Below are 16,169 nucleotides of genomic sequence, written 5' to 3' on the forward strand. Positions count from 1 at the left end.
TTTATTGATTTCAATCCATCAGGAATGTTGTTTCAACCACTCTATGGTAGATTGATGAATTTTCAGGGCAGATGGCACTTAACGCCAAGACGTTGTCAAAGCTGAACCTGCTAAAATCGGCGATCCTTTTTGGCATCAGTCAGCGCTCTTACACACAATTTCTGCTTCACAACAAGGAATGCAAATGAAGAAACTGCTCCCCACACTTATCGGTCTGAGCCTTGTCGCGTTCAGCACCATGAGCCAGGCAGAAAACCTGTTGCAGGTTTATCAGCAGGCACGTATCAGTAATCCTGACCTGCGTAAATCCGCAGCTGATCGCGACGCTGCATTTGAGAAAATCAATGAATCTCGCAGCCCATTATTGCCTCAATTGGGCCTGGGGGCCGACTATACCTACAATAACGGTTACCGCGACAGCAATGGTATTAACTCCAATGTCACCAGCGCGTCCTTACAGCTTACGCAAGTTATTTTCGATATGTCAAAATGGCGTGCACTGACTCTTCAGGAAAAAACGGCAGGAATACAGGATGTCTCCTACCAGTCTGACGAACAAACACTGATTCTGAATACTGCCACAGCTTATTTTAATGTACTGAGCGCTATTGACTCGCTGTCTTACGTTGAGGCGGAGAAACAATCAATTTACCGCCAGCTTGACCAGACCACTCAGCGTTTTAACGTGGGCCTGGTAGCAATTACTGACGTCCAAAATGCCCGGGCTCAATATGACAGCGTTTTGGCAAATGAAGTTACCGCCCGTAACAATTTGGATAATGCGCTGGAATCATTGCGCCAAATTACCGGTAATTTCTACCCTGAGCTGGCATCAGTCAACGTTGCTGATATGAAAGTAACAAAGCCTCAGGCAGTTCAAAACCTGCTAAAAGAAGCGGAAAACCGCAACCTGTCATTACTGCAGGCACGTTTGAACCAGGATCTGGCTCGCGAGCAAATCCGTTACTACCAAACGGGCCATATGCCAACACTGAATTTGACAGCTTCCAGCAGTGTTTCCAACACCTCTTATGACGGCCACAATGCAGTAGGCTCAAGTTATTCAGATAAAGATATCGGGCAAAACTCTGTTGGCCTGAGTTTCTCTTTGCCGCTCTACAGCGGCGGGTCTGTTACTTCGCAGGTAAAACAGGCGCAATATAACTTTGTGGGGGCCAGCGAATCACTGGAAAGCGCTCACCGCAGTGTTGTGCAAACGACCCGTTCAGCCTGGAACAACATCAATGCATCCATTAGCAGTATCAACGCCTACAAACAGGCTGTAGTGTCTGCGCAAAGCTCACTGGATGCCATGGAAGCTGGTTACTCTGTCGGTACCCGTACGATTGTTGATGTTCTGGATGCAACATCAACTCTGTATAGCGCCAAGCAGGAACTCTCCAGCGCACGTTATAACTACCTGATTAATACCCTGACACTGAAATCTGCCCTGGGTACGCTGAACGAACAGGATTTAGTCGCACTGAACAGTGAACTGAGCAAACCCGTTCCAACTTCACCCGAAAGCATTGCGCCAGATAACATGCAACAGGACGCTCGAGCCGATGGCTACAACGATGCTTCCGTGCAGAAAACGGCCAGCAGAACCACCAGCAGCAAAAAAATGCTGAGCCACTGATTTCTGTTTTGTTGTGGAGCTGCCAGCAGCTGAAAACCAATAAATTAGTTTTCTACTGGCAGTTTCATTAACGACCTGGTGAAATCCATCTTTTTCATCAATCTGCAGAGAGCCTTTTGGCTCTCTTTTTTTGCTAAACGTAAGGCTTCGTAAAGAAGCCTCCACAGTTCTGCACATTGCTTCAAATATAATCAGTGTTCCTCTATTCTTGGCACTCCAAGTAATGCATACCACTGGGCCAGGAAAAGAATGATGAAAAGGACCAAAACAATACAACTCGCAGCCTTTCGCAAAAGCTGGGATGCCCGCCATTTGACACCCGTTGCTCTGGCTGTCACGGCGGCATTTTTACTTGCGGGATGTGAAAAAAGCGATGAAACCGTAAAGCTTTATCAGAATGCAGATGACTGTAGCGCAGCTAACCCTGGCGAAAGCCAGCAATGTACTACGGCCTACAACAACGCTCTGAAAGAAGCTGAGCGTACAGCACCTAAATATGCCACTCGTGAAGACTGTGTTGCTGAGTTTGGTGAAGGGCAATGCCAACCTGCGCCTTCCCAAGCCAGTATCGCCGGGGATAATCAGGCACAGACTCAGTCAAGTGGAAGTTTCTGGATGCCATTAATGGCCGGTTACATGATGGGCCGTATGATGGGTGGCTCTTATGCTCAACAGCCACTGTTCAGTTCGAAAAACCCCTCCAGCCCGGCTTATGGCCGTTATACCGATGCCAGCGGTAAAAACTATGGTGCCGCAACCCCTGGGCGTACCATGACGGTTCCTAAGACTGCAATGGCACCTAAACCAGCAACGACCAGCACAATTACCCGTGGTGGTTTTGGTGAAAGTGTGGCTAAACAAACATCCATGCAACGCTCCAGTACCAGTGGCACAACGCGCCGTACAATGGGTGGTTAAGTCATGAAACGTCTGCCTATTACTGAACGCCCTGGTTGGCAAGATAAAGCGCGCGAATTTGGTTTCAACTTTCACACCATGTATGGCGAGCCTTACTGGTGTGAGGACGCGTATTACCAGTTCTCACTGGCGGAAATTGAAAAGCTGGAAGATGTTACCGCTGAATTGCATCAGTTATGCCTGAAAGCCGTAGAACGCGTGGTCGCCAGTGATGCGCTGATGGATAAATTTTGTATCCCACGCCATACCCGTGATTTCGTGCGACAAAGTTGGGAAACCCGCCAGCCGTCTCTCTATTCCCGTCTGGATCTGGCCTGGGGTGGAACCGGGGAACCCAAACTGCTGGAAAACAATGCCGATACGCCCACCTCATTATACGAAGCCGCGTTCTTTCAATGGATCTGGCTGGAAGAGCAAATCAATGCCGGTAACCTGCCAGCGGGAAGTGATCAGTTCAACAGCCTGCAGGAACAGTTAATCGAGCGTTTTAGTGTATTGCGCGAGCAGCATGGTTTTAATTTGCTGCATATGGCCTGCTGCCAGGACAGTATTGAAGACCGCGGTACAGTGCAGTATTTGCAGGACTGTGCCGCAGAAGCAGGGCTCGCAACTGAGTTTCTGTTTATGGATCAAATTGGTCTTGGTGAAAAAGGCCAGTTTACCGATATGCAGGATCAGGTTATCAGCAACTTGTTTAAGCTCTATCCTTGGGAGTTCATGCTGCGGGAGATGTTTTCGACGAAGCTTGAAGATGCCGGAGTGCGCTGGCTGGAACCAGCCTGGAAGAGTATTTTATCGAACAAAGCACTGCTGCCGTTGCTGTGGGAAATGTTTCCGGACCATCCGAATCTTTTACCCGCCTGGTTTGCCGGGGACGATCATCCCGTCATGGAGAGCTACGTAGTAAAACCCATTTTCTCCCGTGAAGGTGCCAATATTCAGATTATCGAACAAGGGAAAGAAATAGCCCGGGCTGATGGGCCCTATGGTGAAGAGGGTATGATTGTTCAGCAATATCATCCATTACCCAAATTTGGTGACAGCTATACACTCATTGGATCGTGGCTTATTAATGATCAACCTGCAGGGATCGGTATTCGGGAAGACAGAGCTCTGATCACACAAGATCTTTCCCGTTTTTACCCACACAGCTTCACCCCTGAATAATGCCTTCCGCGCCTGTTTAAACAGGCGCAGTTCTTTTACGGCATTCATCTGGCTCTGACACGGCAACTTGCAGCAACGGCTTTATGCACCAACCTGCACTGACAGCATACTAAGAGAGCCCATTTCGATACCTTCAGTGACAATACTCACTGGCTCTTCACCATCCCATGCGCCCAGAACATACAACAGTGGCAAATAATGATCTGGGGTAGGACATGAAAGTTGCGCACCAGAGTGCTCCATAAAGTTAACCAATGGGTGGTTCTGCGCATCACCTTTCCAGGTCAGGTTATCGCGAACATACTGGTCGAAAGCGGTTGCCCAAGGGTAAGCTTCACTCCCGCCCTGCCAACGCACGGTGCGCAGGTTATGCACAACGTTGCCACTGCCAATCAGTAAAATACCCTCGTCCCGCAATGCTGCCAGCTTACGCCCCATTTCATAATGCCAGGCTGGTGTCTGGGTGGCATCAATACTTAGCTGTACCATAGGAATGTCTGCGTCAGGGTACATTTTGATAACCACACCCCATGAACCATGGTCGAACCCCCAGGCACTGTCATCTTTAATCACTGCGGCAGGCGCCAGTAAATCAACTAAGTGCTGTGCCAAATCTGGTGCACCAGGAGCTGGGTACTGTGTATCGAACAGTGCCTGCGGGAATCCACCAAAATCGTGAATGGTTTTGGGATGGGGCATCGCCGTCACGCCAGTGCCCCGTGTATACCAGTGAGCTGAAACCACTACTATTGCTTTCGGGCGAGTCAGTGTCTTGCCCAACTGCTGCCAGGACTGGGTGTACACGTTATCTTCAAGCACATTCATTGGGCTGCCATGGCCAATAAAAAGTGCAGGCATACGTGAGGTTTTCATCATAATATCCTTAATTAGCGTGTCAGATTACTGATAGCCAGATTACGGCTTTTACCGTGCAAATAAACGCAGATAACCATGATGATGATCATCAGAAATTTTGAATGTATTGTTATGTAAAACGCAGAGGTAATCCTCGACACCATGTTGAGCTGAAGATATAAATGATAATCATTATCAAAGGAGGGAATTATGTCCGTACCGCTGCTCCTAACCCTGTTAGCTGGTAGTTCGACATTTATTGGCGCATTTTTAGGGATAATAGGCCAAAAACCTTCTAACCGACTTCTGGCATTTGCTTTGGGATTTGCAGCAGGCATTATGCTGTTAATCTCTTTGATGGAAATGCTGCCTGCGGCACTTGATACTCCCGATATGTCCCCATTATTGGGTTACGGTATGTTCATCGCTGGCCTGATTGGGTACTTTGCTCTGGACCGCGCCCTGCCTCATGCCCATCCACAGGACCTGATGGATGGCAGTATCAATACCAGTAAACTAAGGCGTACTGCATTATTACTTACTCTGGGGATTAGTCTGCATAACTTCCCGGAAGGGATAGCGACCTTTGTTACCGCGAGCAGTAACATTGAATTGGGGCTGGGTATTGCGCTCGCTGTTGCACTACACAATATTCCGGAAGGGTTGGCGGTTTCTGCACCGGTTTATGCAGCAACGGGTTCAAAGCGTAAAGCATTACTCTGGGCTGGCTTATCTGGTATGGCAGAAATACTGGGGGGGATTCTTGCCTGGTTGTTGCTCGGCAGTATGGTTTCCCCAATTGTGATGGCAGCAGTAATGGCTGCGGTTGCCGGGATTATGGTAGCACTGTCTGTTGATGAACTGATGCCGTTAGCAAAAGAAATCGACCCACAAAACAACCCCAGTTATGGCGTACTGTGCGGAATGGCGGTTATGGGGTTAAGCCTGAGTGCATTACAAGGTATGGGGTTGGGTTAATACCAGGCATTGACTCTGCACGCGATGGGCCTGGTATTCGCGGGTAATGAATATCTGGCAATCGCACAAAAAGCAGAACTTAAAACAGGAGCTTTAATACATATCTGACTTTATTTTTCCACAATCATTTATTGAAATATTTAACCCCATCACATAAAATTAAACACTTAGTATTATATAACGTGTTATATGCGGTTACATAACGTAGTGTTTTTTTCTATTCATACTTCCCCTTCATCCTATCCATGGATAACAATCAAACAAAAAACGCTAAAAAAACTAATTAAACTTTAATGCAATTAAAGTAATTAAAATTCTGTAAAAATGAGGTTTACAATCGGGACTAAATTAAACCGTTACACCTCTACATCATACGCCAGACGTATATTTACATGGTGATGCTTATTTTCTCATGCGCCGTGGCAGTATGATCGTCCATGGAGCATTAAGATGTTAAAAAAAAATTCTGTTTATACCCCATACACTGGGGCTATGCTGCTGGAAAATCCTTTACTGAATAAAGGACTGGCATTTTCTCATGAAGAGCGTATTGCTCTAAATTTAATTGGCCTGTTACCTGAACAAGTCGAAACTATCACAGAACAAACCGACCGTGCATGGTCCCAGTTTAATCACTTTAAACGCGACCTCTCCCGCCATATTTATTTACGAAATATCCAGGACACTAACGAAACATTATTCTATAACTTGTTGCGTGCGCACATGGAAGAGATGATGCCCATCATCTATACCCCAACGGTAGGTGAGGCTTGCGAACACTTTTCTGATATCTACCGCCGGGCCCGAGGGTTATTTATTTCCTGGCCCGATCGCCATCGTATTGATGACATGCTGCAAAACTTTTCCCGTAATGACATCAAAGTCATTGTTGTTACAGATGGGGAACGTATTCTTGGCCTGGGTGACCAGGGGATTGGTGGTATGGGGATCCCTATTGGTAAATTATCACTCTACACAGCTTGCGGCGGTATCAACCCGGCATCCACTTTACCCATTATGCTGGATGTGGGCACTAATAATGCGCAACGCCTGGATGACCCTCTGTATATGGGCTGGCGCCACCCTCGTATCACGGATGGTGAATACCGTGAATTTATGGATATGTTTATCAATGCAGTTAAAGAACGCTGGCCGAATGTCCTGCTGCAATTTGAAGATTTTGCACAGAATAATGCAACGCAACTACTGAACCGTTACCGTGATGAACTGTGCTGCTTCAACGATGATATTCAGGGAACCGCCGCTGTTGCATTGGGCACACTGATTGCGGGTTCACAAGCTAAAGGGTCAAAACTTCGCGACCAGCGGATTGCATTCCTGGGTGCAGGCTCTGCCGGGTGCGGTATTGCTGAAACTATTATCGCGAGAATGGTGGCAGATGGCGCCAGTGAAGAGGAAGCACGCTCACGAGTCTTCATGGTGGATCGTTTTGGCCTGTTAACCGATGACATGCCAAACCTGCGAGACTTCCAACACCGCCTGGTCACCAGCCGGGAAAAAGTGCAGGACTGGGGTAACGAAGCCGGAACGATTTCCTTAATGGATGTGGTACGCCATGCAAAACCCACAGTGTTAATCGGCGTATCCGGGCAACCTGGGTTATTCAGTGAAGAAATTATCAAAGAGATGCATCGTCACTGCCCTCATCCGATTATTATGCCATTGTCCAACCCCACATCCCGTGCAGAAGCCAAGCCACAAGACTTGATTGCCTGGACTGAAGGTGCAGCACTGGTTGCTACGGGAAGCCCGTTCCCACCAGTATGCTATCAGGATAATATTTACGACATTGCTCAATGTAACAATGCCTATATTTTCCCAGGCCTGGGGCTGGGGATCCTGGCTGCAAAAGCACGCCGTGTGACGGATGGTATGTTACTGGCTGCCAGCCAAACACTGGCTGACCACTCACCACTGGTGCAGACAGAGCGCGGTAAGTTACTGCCACCAATTGAAGAGATCGAACAGGTTTCCCAGGCAATCGCACTTTCTGTAGCAAAAGCCGCACAACAGGATGGTGTTGCCCCACAAATGGATGACGATGCGATTCTTGCCGCTATCGAAAAAACCTTCTGGAAAGCCGAATACCAACCTTATAAACACGCTGCATTTTAAGTTATTTCCCCGCTTATAAAAGATGCGCCAGTTACTGGCGCATCTTTTATTTTTCACACCTATTTCCCTGCCGAGATATAACCAGAAATATATTCTTCTTAGCACAGGATTACACAATAATTGCTTTATTAAATTTAAACAGCCTTTAGTAATTAATGTTAGCCCCTTGCTGTGACTAACATCACTCACAAAGCACACTAACAACTATATATTCAACGCACCATAAAAATTATTTAATATTACAAAATCAGAGTAATAGACCTTTTATTCATAGAGTTAATCAGGAAACCTCAGTATGAGACAGCATCACTAAAAAGATAAAAAGGCTATTTATTCGCTCAATACTATTACAAGGTAATATTATGCCGACGCTACTCCTATCTTCATTATTTCCACTTGTATTTATTATGGTTCTTGGCTGGCTAAGTGGTAAATTGGGTTATACTCGTCGTGAAGATGCTTCTGTATTAGCAACTGTCGTTATCCGTTTCGCTCTGCCTTTACATTTATTTATGGGGGCACTCAAAACAGACCCTGATAAAATTCAAAACCTACCATTCATGGCTGTACTGGTATTTGGTTTGATGGGGTCGTGGTTACTGGCATTACTTATTTCACGTTTTATTTTTCGCCATGATATTAAAACCAGCGCTATTCAGTCACTGGTTTGTGCCTTCCCGGATATGGCTTACTTTGGTGCACCGGTACTGGCGGTATTGATTGGCCCGGAGGGTTTTCTGGGTGTTCTGATAGGTAACCTGAAAGGTAGCGAATCGGAAGCTGTTAGCCTGGGCAGCATGATAGCCACAAATCTTTTTAAAGCTGTTCGTAACCCTATTGTCTGGATCCCGATTCTGGGGGTGCTGCTGAGCCTGAGTGGCCTTAAAATCCCGGCACTACTGGAATCACCTATTGAGATGATGGGGAAAACTGCGGGAGGGATTTCGTTGTTTGCTCTGGGGTTATTGTTCTATGGCGAACGCCCATCTTTTAATGTACATACGCTCACCAATATCAGTATTAAGAACCTGATCCAACCAGCATTAATGGTTGCAGCCGGGCTTGCTGTTGGCTTGAGCCACACATTTATGCAGCAGGTGGTAATTATCGGTGCAACGCCTTCAGCCATTGCTGCAGGTATGTTTGCCATACGTAGCGATACTTATGTGGAATCGGCCTCATCATCCATTTTATTGGGGACCGCACTGGGAATTGTGACCGAGGGCATCATGATTTATTTGGTATCCTGAAGATGCCAAAAGCAATGTGGCAGCCATTTGGCTGCCACAGAAAATAAAGAGGTAATGGCCAGTTAGTTGTTAGCTGGCTTTGCGCTCAGTAGCCTGGCGGTAAGCTACGATGTCTTCGATGGTGACAACAGCTAAGTTGTGTTTACCTGCAAATTCGATACAACCCGGAGCACGTGCCATAGTGCCATCATCGTTGGTCAGTTCACACAGCACACCCATCGGTTTGAAACCGGCCAGTGTAACCAAATCTACAGTTGCTTCAGTGTGGCCACCGCGGGTAAGCACACCACCAGCCTGAGCACGCAACGGGAAAACATGCCCCGGACGGTTTAAATCACTGGGTTTTGCGCCGTCAGCAATTGCGGCACGCACCGTAGTCAGCCTGTCAGCCGCAGAAACACCAGTAGTTACACCGTGAGCCGCTTCAATGGTAACAGTAAAACCGGTACCGAACGCACTGGTGTTATTTTCTACCATCATCGGCAGGTCAAGTTGCTTACGGCGTTCATCTGTAATGCACAAACAAACAATCCCGCTCCCATGACGAATGGTGAGTGCCATTTGTTCAACCGTCATGTTTTCGGCGGCGAAAATCATGTCACCTTCGTTTTCACGATCTTCGTCATCAAGGACCATTACACCACGGCCCTCGCGTAGTGCAGCGAGCGCTTGTTCAACGCGTTCAGTAGGCGTGCCAAAAGAAGAAAGCAGCGTCTGATTCATGGTAAGAAACCTCATTAAACTTATGGATTACCAGAACCAGGGCAGTCTTAGGAGTGCCAAAAGGCAAATAAAATAACGCGAGCGGGTTTTCACCCGACTGGATCGCTATCCTCTCCCATCCGGACTCTAACCGTCGGCCCCGGAATTACACCGAGTCTGCTGACCTCCGTCATGACAACGGAGCGCTCGCGGGCTTTCAGCAAGGTGCTGATTTACCGCCGGTGGGGAATTTCGCCCCGCCCTGAGAATAAACGCTGTTACTATAACGCCAATCCGCTAACCCGGCAACGGGCTTAAAAATATTTCTGGTTTATCCCCCCGGATTCAGCGATTACAATAGAAGAATCACCTCACTTTATTGCCGGAAAAGACAATGATTGATCCAAAAAAAATTGAGCAGATAGCCCGTCAGATTCACGAATCAATGCCCAAAGGCATGCGTGATTTTGGTGAAGATGTTGAGAAAAAAATCCGCCAGACCCTGCAATCACAACTGACGCGCCTGGACATGGTGAGCCGTGAAGAGTTTGATGTTCAGACACAAGTTTTACTGCGGACTCGCGAAAAACTTGCTGTGCTGGAACAACGCCTTGCCGCACTTGAAAGTGCGCAGAAACAAGAAGGTGACGAACAGGCATAACCCTGAAAAACCAACGGCTGGTAACATTAACTGACTGCCAACCGTTGGTGGCTCACAGGGTTCAGTTCAGGATCACTGATTCTGAATTTTACGAATAATATTGGTGGTTGAGCAGCCATCTTCGAAATTGAGCACCAGCACATCTCCGCCATTTGCCCAAACTTCTTTACTCCCGGCGATATCTTCCGGTTTGTAATCGCCGCCTTTTACCAGTAAATCAGGCAAAATATCAGCGATTAAACGCTGTGGGGTATCTTCTTCAAACCCGACCACCCAGTCGACTGATTCCAGTGCTGCCAGCACGATCATACGTTGTTCAAGCGCATTGACCGGACGGGTTTCCCCTTTCAAACGCCGCGTAGAGGCATCGCTGTTTACCGCCACAATCAGCCTGTCGCCCAGCTTACGGGCATTTGCCAGATAGGAAACATGCCCGGCATGCAGTATGTCGAACACACCGTTCGTCATGACCACTTTTTCGCCCCGCTTACGGGCATCACTGACAGCCTGTTTCAGCGCTGCTTCGCTCATCACGCCGAACCCAGTTTCAGCCCGGCCACGCACCGCATTTTCCAGTTCAATCGGCGAAACTGTGGATGTACCCAGTTTTCCGACAACAACCCCAGCTGCAGCATTAGCAAAATAACAGGCCTCTTCCATTGAGTTACCTGCCGCCAGGGTCGCAGCCAGCACGCCAATAACTGTGTCCCCGGCCCCTGTTACATCGTAAACTTCTTGTGCCTGGGTTGGCATGTGAAGAGGAGCCTTACCCGGCTGCAATAAGCTCATACCTTGTTCTGAACGCGTTACCAGCAAAGCACTCAAATCGTAATCCGCAATGAGTTTCAAACCGCGCTCAACAATTTGTTCTTCTGTAGCGCATTTACCCACTACAGCTTCAAATTCAGATAAGTTTGGCGTCAGCAAAGTCGCCCCACGGTAACGTTCAAAATCGGTACCTTTCGGGTCGATTAATACCGGTACTCCCGCCTCGCGGGCCAGTGTAATCATTTGCTGAACAGAAGCCAGTGCTCCCTTGGCATAATCAGACAGCACAATCGCGCCCATCTCAGGCAACGCCTGCTGGATACGTTCATGCAATGGAGCCGGGTCAACACCTTCGAAACCTTCTTCAAAATCGAGGCGAATCAGCTGCTGGTTACGTGACAATACACGTAATTTGGTGATTGTCGGGTGAGTTGGTACGGAAACGAAATCACATTTAACATGCACATCCGCCAGAGACTGGCTCAGCGCCCGTGCAGCATCATCAATCCCTGTGAGGCCCACCAAACGTGAACTGGCCCCCAGAGAAGCAATGTTCATCGCAACGTTAGCTGCGCCACCCGGGCGCTCTTCAATGGTATCCACTTTCACCACAGGAACAGGCGCTTCAGGGGAAATTCGGCTGGTAGGGCCATACCAATAGCGGTCCAGCATGACATCGCCTACCACCAGGACGCCAGCACGGTTGTATTCGGGCAGCGTTACTTTCATTCCTTATTCTCCAGCAGAGATAGCAAATTTGCGCGCGATAATACCACAACTGAGATTAATCGCACTGTTCAGGCCTGCTCCAGCCAGGTATTCCAGCTGGTTATCACTTGTTGGCGCTCAACTTCAAAGGCATCCGGCTCCACGTGCCCAGGCTGAGCCTGCAAAGCCAGGTGATGCAAGGCATCACGCAACGTCACATAAGCTGACGTGAGTGCGTGAGCTTCTTCTTCAGGCATAATTCCATGCTGGGCCAGCAACGCCAGAATGCGCACGTTATCAGACCAGCGGGTCAGACCGGGGACTTTGGCTGCATCGCGCAACACCAGGTATTGCGTGATAAATTCAATGTCAGTAATTCCCCCCTGATCCGCTTTGATGTCAAACCGGCCACGGTGTTTATTACCAAGATGCGTGCGCATTTTTTCACGCATTTCACGCACTTCAGTACGCAGCTGGTCTTCATTACGTTCAGTACACAAAATCTTTTGGCGAATAGCATTAAACCGGGTGAGAATTTGACCATCGCCATAGACTATTCTGGCACGCACCAACGCCTGGTGCTCCCATGTCCAGGCCTCATTGCGTTGGTAGTCTTCAAAAGCACTATCAGTGGTGACCAGCATCCCGGCTTCACCCGATGGGCGCAAGCGCGCATCCACTTCATACAGAATCCCCGAAGAGGTGCGTGTACTGAACAAATGCATAATGCGCTGAGCAAGGCGCAAGTAAAACTGGCGTCCATCAATTTCCTTTTCACCATCCGTAACCGCATCAGCCGGGCAGTCATGCAGGAACACCAGATCCAGGTCTGAGCTGTAACCCAGCTCCCATCCACCTAACTTACCGTAACCGACCACAGCAAACCCGTACCCTTCGCGGCCAGCTAAATGCCCCGGCATACCAAAACGAGCCACCATTTGCGCCCATGCCCGTTGCACGACCGCATCAATGATTGCTTCTGCCAGCCAGGTTAAGTGATCACTCACTTTCATTACAGGCAACGTACCAGCGATGTCGGCTGCAGCAATACGTAATAATTGCGTTTGCTTAAACTGGCGTAGTGCTTCCAGTTGCTGCTCTTCGTCATCTTCGGGTACACGCAACAAATACTGGCGTAATTCATCACGGTAGGCGTCTGGTGCAGTAGGTTGGTAGAGCGTGGAAGGGTCGAGCAGTTCATCAAGCAACAAAGGGTATTGTGCCAATTGCTCCGCCACCATTGGCGAAGCAGCACATAAACGCACCAGGTGCTGTAACGCACCGGGGAACTCGCTAAGCAGTTCCAAATAAGTTGTGCGGGTGAGGATACCTGTAAGCAGGGGCACCATACGCGAGAACGGGACTGGCGCATCATCCCGGCTACAAACAGCCTGCAACAAATGCGGCATTAGCTGATCAAGCACCTGCCGGCCACGCGGGCCAATAGTTCGGCGGTTAGTATCGTTACGAAAATCAGTAATCAGGCGCAATATTTGCTGGCGGTCAGCATCAGTAAGGTGAGCCAGCACTTCCGGGGTATCCTGGACATCCAGCGTGTCGTGCCATAATTCGCTCCAGCCATCATCCACCGCATGCTGCGCTTCCGCGCTCTCTTCATCACCAATAAGCGCATTAAAAATAGTACGCACCGCTTGCATATGGTGCTGCAATGTTGCTTCCAGCGCACTCCAGTCGGATGAGTTCATCGCCCAGGCAAGGCGTGCGCGATTCAGTTCATCGCCAGGCAGTGTTTGGGTTTGTTCATCATGAATACTTTGCAGCAAATTCTCCAAACGCCGCAACCACAAGTAAGCCTCACGCAACGCAACGACATCGCTGTCAGGCAGTAAATTCAGTTCATTGATAACATTCAAAGTTTGTAGCAATGAGCGCGCTTGCAAAGCGGGTTCACGCCCGCCACGAATAAGCTGAAAAACCTGAACAATAAACTCCGCTTCTCGTATACCGCCAGCCCCAAGCTTGATGTTATCTTTCAGCCCCCGCCGTCGCACTTCACGGGCAATCATACTTTTCATGGTACGCAGCGACTGAATCACGCTGAAATCAATGTAGCGGCGAAAAACAAATGGCCTTAGCATCTCGTGTAATTCTTTGCTCCACGAATTGTCTTGCGGGCCAAGTATTTTCGCTTTAACCATGGCGTAACGTTCCCAGTCACGCCCTTGTTCCTGGTAATAATCTTCAAGGGCGGCAAAACTCATTACCAACGGGCCGCTTTCACCAAACGGGCGTAAGCGCATATCCACCCGGTAGACAAAACCATCCTGTGTTGGCTGGTCCAGTACCTTAATTAAACGCTGGCCCATACGCGTAAAGAACTGTGCATTATCCAGCTCCCTGCGCCCACCTTGTGTTACGCCGCTTTCTGGCCAGGCGAAAATAAGGTCGATATCCGAAGAAAAATTAAGCTCTCCGCCGCCCAATTTTCCCATCCCGAGGATAAATAACGACTGAGGAACCCCCTCTTTATTAGAAGGCGTTCCCCATTCCCGGCAGCATGCCTGGTACACCCAGTCGCGGGCAGCAACAATTAAAGCCTCAGCTAATTCACTTAATTGCACCAACGTTTGTTCAGTGCTGCTGCTTCCGGCCACCTGCCCCCAGGCAATGCGTACCATTTCCCGGCGTCGGAAAATGCGCAGCGCACGCATCAGCTCTGCTTCGCTCTCAATGCTGCCCAGTAACACCTTCAGCGATGATGCATAGCTTCGCCATTCGTCTGGATGGGGATCTTCAGCTTGTAACTCCTCCAACCATTGTGGGTATGCCTGCATGCTGTCACACACAAAATCACTGAAAGCCAACACACTTTGTGCTTGCTGAGAAAAAGCCTGATCTACAAAAGATTCTGGCAAGCAAGCCAGGCGCGTCTGCCAGTGTTGCTGTAAAACAGGAGAGAGAGGAATCATCGCCATTGTTCCTTAATTAGTGTTTCCCTGATTGCCCGCTGTTTAACCAGAAGGGAGCCTGAGCCAGTGCTTCATGGCGGAAGTGCTCAGCTTCGTGGCGGCTACCCTTGCTAATAGCCAGGCAGAGCTCCTGCCAATTATCCAGCCAGTGGCTGGCCAGAGTTTGATCATAGTAGCCAGATAACAGACGTAAAATATGGACTTCACGGCTCAGCCGCGTTAGCTGGTCCTGCAGGTTGTCGCCAGTTACATGAGCAAATGTACGCTTCAGTTCTGCGTTGTGGCGCGACAAATTGATATCAGCAAAGCGCTTAAACCCTTCGTTAAGGCTACGTTGTGCTTTTTCATCCAGAAATGAACGCCACCCCTGAGTAACCAGCCATTGTGTTAATGCCAGTTTCGTTTGTGTAAAACGCGTTTCCCACACCACACTTTCTGCTGATACATCCAGCGCCAGGTCACTTTCGGCATTGGTCAGCATATCACGTAAGTGTGTACTCGCTTTTCTGGGGATAATGCCACCGAACAGCACCAGCGTTGCTCGAATAAGCCCAATACTTTCAAGAATTTCGTTTTTCGCTTTCTGGTCGCCACGCACCCACAACTCTTCATGGTATAGCCAATGGTTAAGCGCAATATCCAGTGCAGTTTCCAGCCCTTTCTCAATACTGGACTTCAGCGGGAGCTGCATAATTGGCAATGCCTGATGGGTACGTTCAGGGTTTCCCTTCGCAAGGTGATAACCCCGAGCGGCTTTACTAAGCAACCCCTGGCGAATACCCGGACGAGAAGCCAGCACACCCGCCAGACTCAGTACATCTTCCGTATTACCTTTAATCAGCTCCAGTTCCAGCTCATGAATAACTTCGCTGTACTCACCCGCTTTCACTTCCCCCTGGTCAAAGGCTATCTCAACCTCGCTTTCACCGTGAGTAACCACCCACTTTTCGCGCAAAAAATCGGTACTGAACAGCGGGTGCAACGCTTTTTCCAACTCGGCAACATCACAACCTTGCGGCCAAATATCTGCCGGGAACTTACCCAGCGCTAACGAAGGAGCATCTAACTCAACGTTGTATTCAGGGCGCTGATGTAACCCGCCCACAACATGCCCGGCCATTTTTATCGTCATTTCATACCGGCCATTCACGCCGCGGATACGTAAACCGGCATCATGGCGCCGCAGGTAGTTATCCTGCGTTTCATAATAGATATTGCTCAGTTTTCGTGGCTCACAGTGCTGGCCCGGAAGCGTATTGAGGAAAGCGCATAGCGCATCACGGCTTTGCGGTTGAACAATGAACTTTAATTCGATTTCTTGTGCCATAGTCTCTACTTACTGTCGCCCCACCAATTGGGAAATGAACTTCAAAACCATTTAACTGTCAGTATACTCTAAATAATTCGGGTTTCAGGGTAGCAACATTCCCCCATAGCCAGAAAGACAGATAACACTG

General features: G+C 48.8%; 12 protein-coding genes and 1 riboswitch. Of the genes, 7 read left to right on the plus strand and 5 right to left on the minus strand.

Annotated elements, in window-relative coordinates:
• Positions 1-184 precede the first annotated feature (184 nt).
• The 3 genes from tolC (at position 185) to LC084_RS12950 (ending at position 3,724) form a co-directional block, all read left to right on the plus strand.
• Complete coding sequence (tolC, locus tag LC084_RS12940; RefSeq protein WP_226571614.1) at positions 185-1,639, plus strand: outer membrane channel protein TolC; 1,455 nt, start codon at positions 185-187, stop codon at positions 1,637-1,639.
• Positions 1,640-1,891: 252 nt separating this feature from the next.
• On the plus strand, positions 1,892-2,557 hold the full coding sequence (locus LC084_RS12945; protein WP_226571799.1) for a DUF1190 family protein: 666 nt from the start codon (positions 1,892-1,894) through the stop codon (positions 2,555-2,557).
• A gap of 3 nt (positions 2,558-2,560) precedes the next feature.
• Positions 2,561-3,724 (plus strand): glutathionylspermidine synthase family protein, encoded by a 1,164-nt coding sequence (locus tag LC084_RS12950; RefSeq protein WP_226571615.1) that lies wholly within the window; start codon positions 2,561-2,563, stop codon positions 3,722-3,724.
• Between the two features lie 81 nt (positions 3,725-3,805).
• On the opposite strand, the gene ygiD is transcribed toward LC084_RS12950, so the two are convergent.
• Complete coding sequence (gene ygiD, locus LC084_RS12955) at positions 3,806-4,597, minus strand: 4,5-DOPA-extradiol-dioxygenase (RefSeq protein ID WP_226571800.1); 792 nt, start codon at positions 4,595-4,597, stop codon at positions 3,806-3,808.
• Between the two features lie 192 nt (positions 4,598-4,789).
• Here ygiD and zupT point away from each other — a divergent pair, with 192 nt between their 5' ends.
• The 3 genes from zupT to LC084_RS12970 all read left to right on the plus strand — a co-directional run bounded on the left by zupT (position 4,790) and on the right by LC084_RS12970 (position 8,943).
• Positions 4,790-5,557 carry a zinc transporter ZupT gene (gene zupT / locus LC084_RS12960; protein WP_226571616.1) on the plus strand — a complete coding sequence of 256 codons (768 nt, stop codon included), beginning with the start codon at positions 4,790-4,792 and terminating at the stop codon, positions 5,555-5,557.
• A gap of 450 nt (positions 5,558-6,007) precedes the next feature.
• The gene (locus LC084_RS12965) at positions 6,008-7,693 is read left to right on the plus strand and encodes an NAD-dependent malic enzyme (RefSeq protein ID WP_226571617.1); all 1,686 of its coding nucleotides are present in this window, start codon (positions 6,008-6,010) and stop codon (positions 7,691-7,693) included.
• Between the two features lie 362 nt (positions 7,694-8,055).
• On the plus strand, positions 8,056-8,943 hold the full coding sequence (locus tag LC084_RS12970; RefSeq protein WP_226571618.1) for an AEC family transporter: 888 nt from the start codon (positions 8,056-8,058) through the stop codon (positions 8,941-8,943).
• Between the two features lie 69 nt (positions 8,944-9,012).
• On the opposite strand, the gene ribB is transcribed toward LC084_RS12970, so the two are convergent.
• On the minus strand, positions 9,013-9,666 hold the full coding sequence (gene ribB, locus LC084_RS12975) for a 3,4-dihydroxy-2-butanone-4-phosphate synthase (RefSeq protein ID WP_226571619.1): 654 nt from the start codon (positions 9,664-9,666) through the stop codon (positions 9,013-9,015).
• 103 nt (positions 9,667-9,769) lie between these two features.
• A riboswitch (FMN riboswitch) is annotated at positions 9,770-9,919 on the minus strand.
• A 120-nt stretch (positions 9,920-10,039) separates the two neighbouring features.
• Here ribB and ubiK point away from each other — a divergent pair.
• Positions 10,040-10,306, plus strand: a complete 267-nt coding sequence (gene ubiK, locus LC084_RS12980; RefSeq protein ID WP_226571620.1) for a ubiquinone biosynthesis accessory factor UbiK — start codon at positions 10,040-10,042, stop codon at positions 10,304-10,306.
• Between the two features lie 72 nt (positions 10,307-10,378).
• On the opposite strand, the gene hldE is transcribed toward ubiK, so the two are convergent.
• The 3 genes from hldE to LC084_RS12995 form a co-directional block, all read right to left on the minus strand.
• Entirely contained in the window at positions 10,379-11,803 is a 1,425-nt protein-coding gene (gene hldE, locus LC084_RS12985; protein ID WP_226571621.1) for a bifunctional D-glycero-beta-D-manno-heptose-7-phosphate kinase/D-glycero-beta-D-manno-heptose 1-phosphate adenylyltransferase HldE, read from the minus strand.
• 68 nt (positions 11,804-11,871) lie between these two features.
• The gene (glnE, locus tag LC084_RS12990) at positions 11,872-14,712 is read right to left on the minus strand and encodes a bifunctional [glutamate--ammonia ligase]-adenylyl-L-tyrosine phosphorylase/[glutamate--ammonia-ligase] adenylyltransferase (RefSeq protein ID WP_226571801.1); all 2,841 of its coding nucleotides are present in this window, start codon (positions 14,710-14,712) and stop codon (positions 11,872-11,874) included.
• Between the two features lie 16 nt (positions 14,713-14,728).
• Positions 14,729-16,039: a CYTH domain-containing protein gene (locus LC084_RS12995; protein ID WP_226571622.1), complete on the minus strand. Its 1,311-nt coding sequence runs from the start codon at positions 16,037-16,039 to the stop codon at positions 14,729-14,731.
• Positions 16,040-16,169: the final 130 nt, after the last annotated feature.

The organism is Mangrovibacter yixingensis (assembly GCF_020523985.1).
Classification (GTDB): Bacteria; Pseudomonadota; Gammaproteobacteria; order Enterobacterales; family Enterobacteriaceae; genus Mangrovibacter; species Mangrovibacter yixingensis.

What these genes read in the sequence shown, in the direction of transcription:
- tolC (WP_226571614.1), top strand. Translation starts at nt 185, where the DNA reads ATGAAGAAACTGCTCCCCACACTTATCGGTCTGAGCCTTGTCGCGTTC.
- LC084_RS12945 (WP_226571799.1), top strand. Translation starts at nt 1,892, where the DNA reads ATGAAAAGGACCAAAACAATACAACTCGCAGCCTTTCGCAAAAGCTGG.
- LC084_RS12950 (WP_226571615.1), top strand. Translation starts at nt 2,561, where the DNA reads ATGAAACGTCTGCCTATTACTGAACGCCCTGGTTGGCAAGATAAAGCG.
- ygiD (WP_226571800.1), bottom strand. Translation starts at nt 4,597, where the DNA reads ATGAAAACCTCACGTATGCCTGCACTTTTTATTGGCCATGGCAGCCCA.
- zupT (WP_226571616.1), top strand. Translation starts at nt 4,790, where the DNA reads ATGTCCGTACCGCTGCTCCTAACCCTGTTAGCTGGTAGTTCGACATTT.
- LC084_RS12965 (WP_226571617.1), top strand. Translation starts at nt 6,008, where the DNA reads ATGTTAAAAAAAAATTCTGTTTATACCCCATACACTGGGGCTATGCTG.
- LC084_RS12970 (WP_226571618.1), top strand. Translation starts at nt 8,056, where the DNA reads ATGCCGACGCTACTCCTATCTTCATTATTTCCACTTGTATTTATTATG.
- ribB (WP_226571619.1), bottom strand. Translation starts at nt 9,666, where the DNA reads ATGAATCAGACGCTGCTTTCTTCTTTTGGCACGCCTACTGAACGCGTT.
- ubiK (WP_226571620.1), top strand. Translation starts at nt 10,040, where the DNA reads ATGATTGATCCAAAAAAAATTGAGCAGATAGCCCGTCAGATTCACGAA.
- hldE (WP_226571621.1), bottom strand. Translation starts at nt 11,803, where the DNA reads ATGAAAGTAACGCTGCCCGAATACAACCGTGCTGGCGTCCTGGTGGTA.
- glnE (WP_226571801.1), bottom strand. Translation starts at nt 14,712, where the DNA reads ATGATTCCTCTCTCTCCTGTTTTACAGCAACACTGGCAGACGCGCCTG.
- LC084_RS12995 (WP_226571622.1), bottom strand. Translation starts at nt 16,039, where the DNA reads ATGGCACAAGAAATCGAATTAAAGTTCATTGTTCAACCGCAAAGCCGT.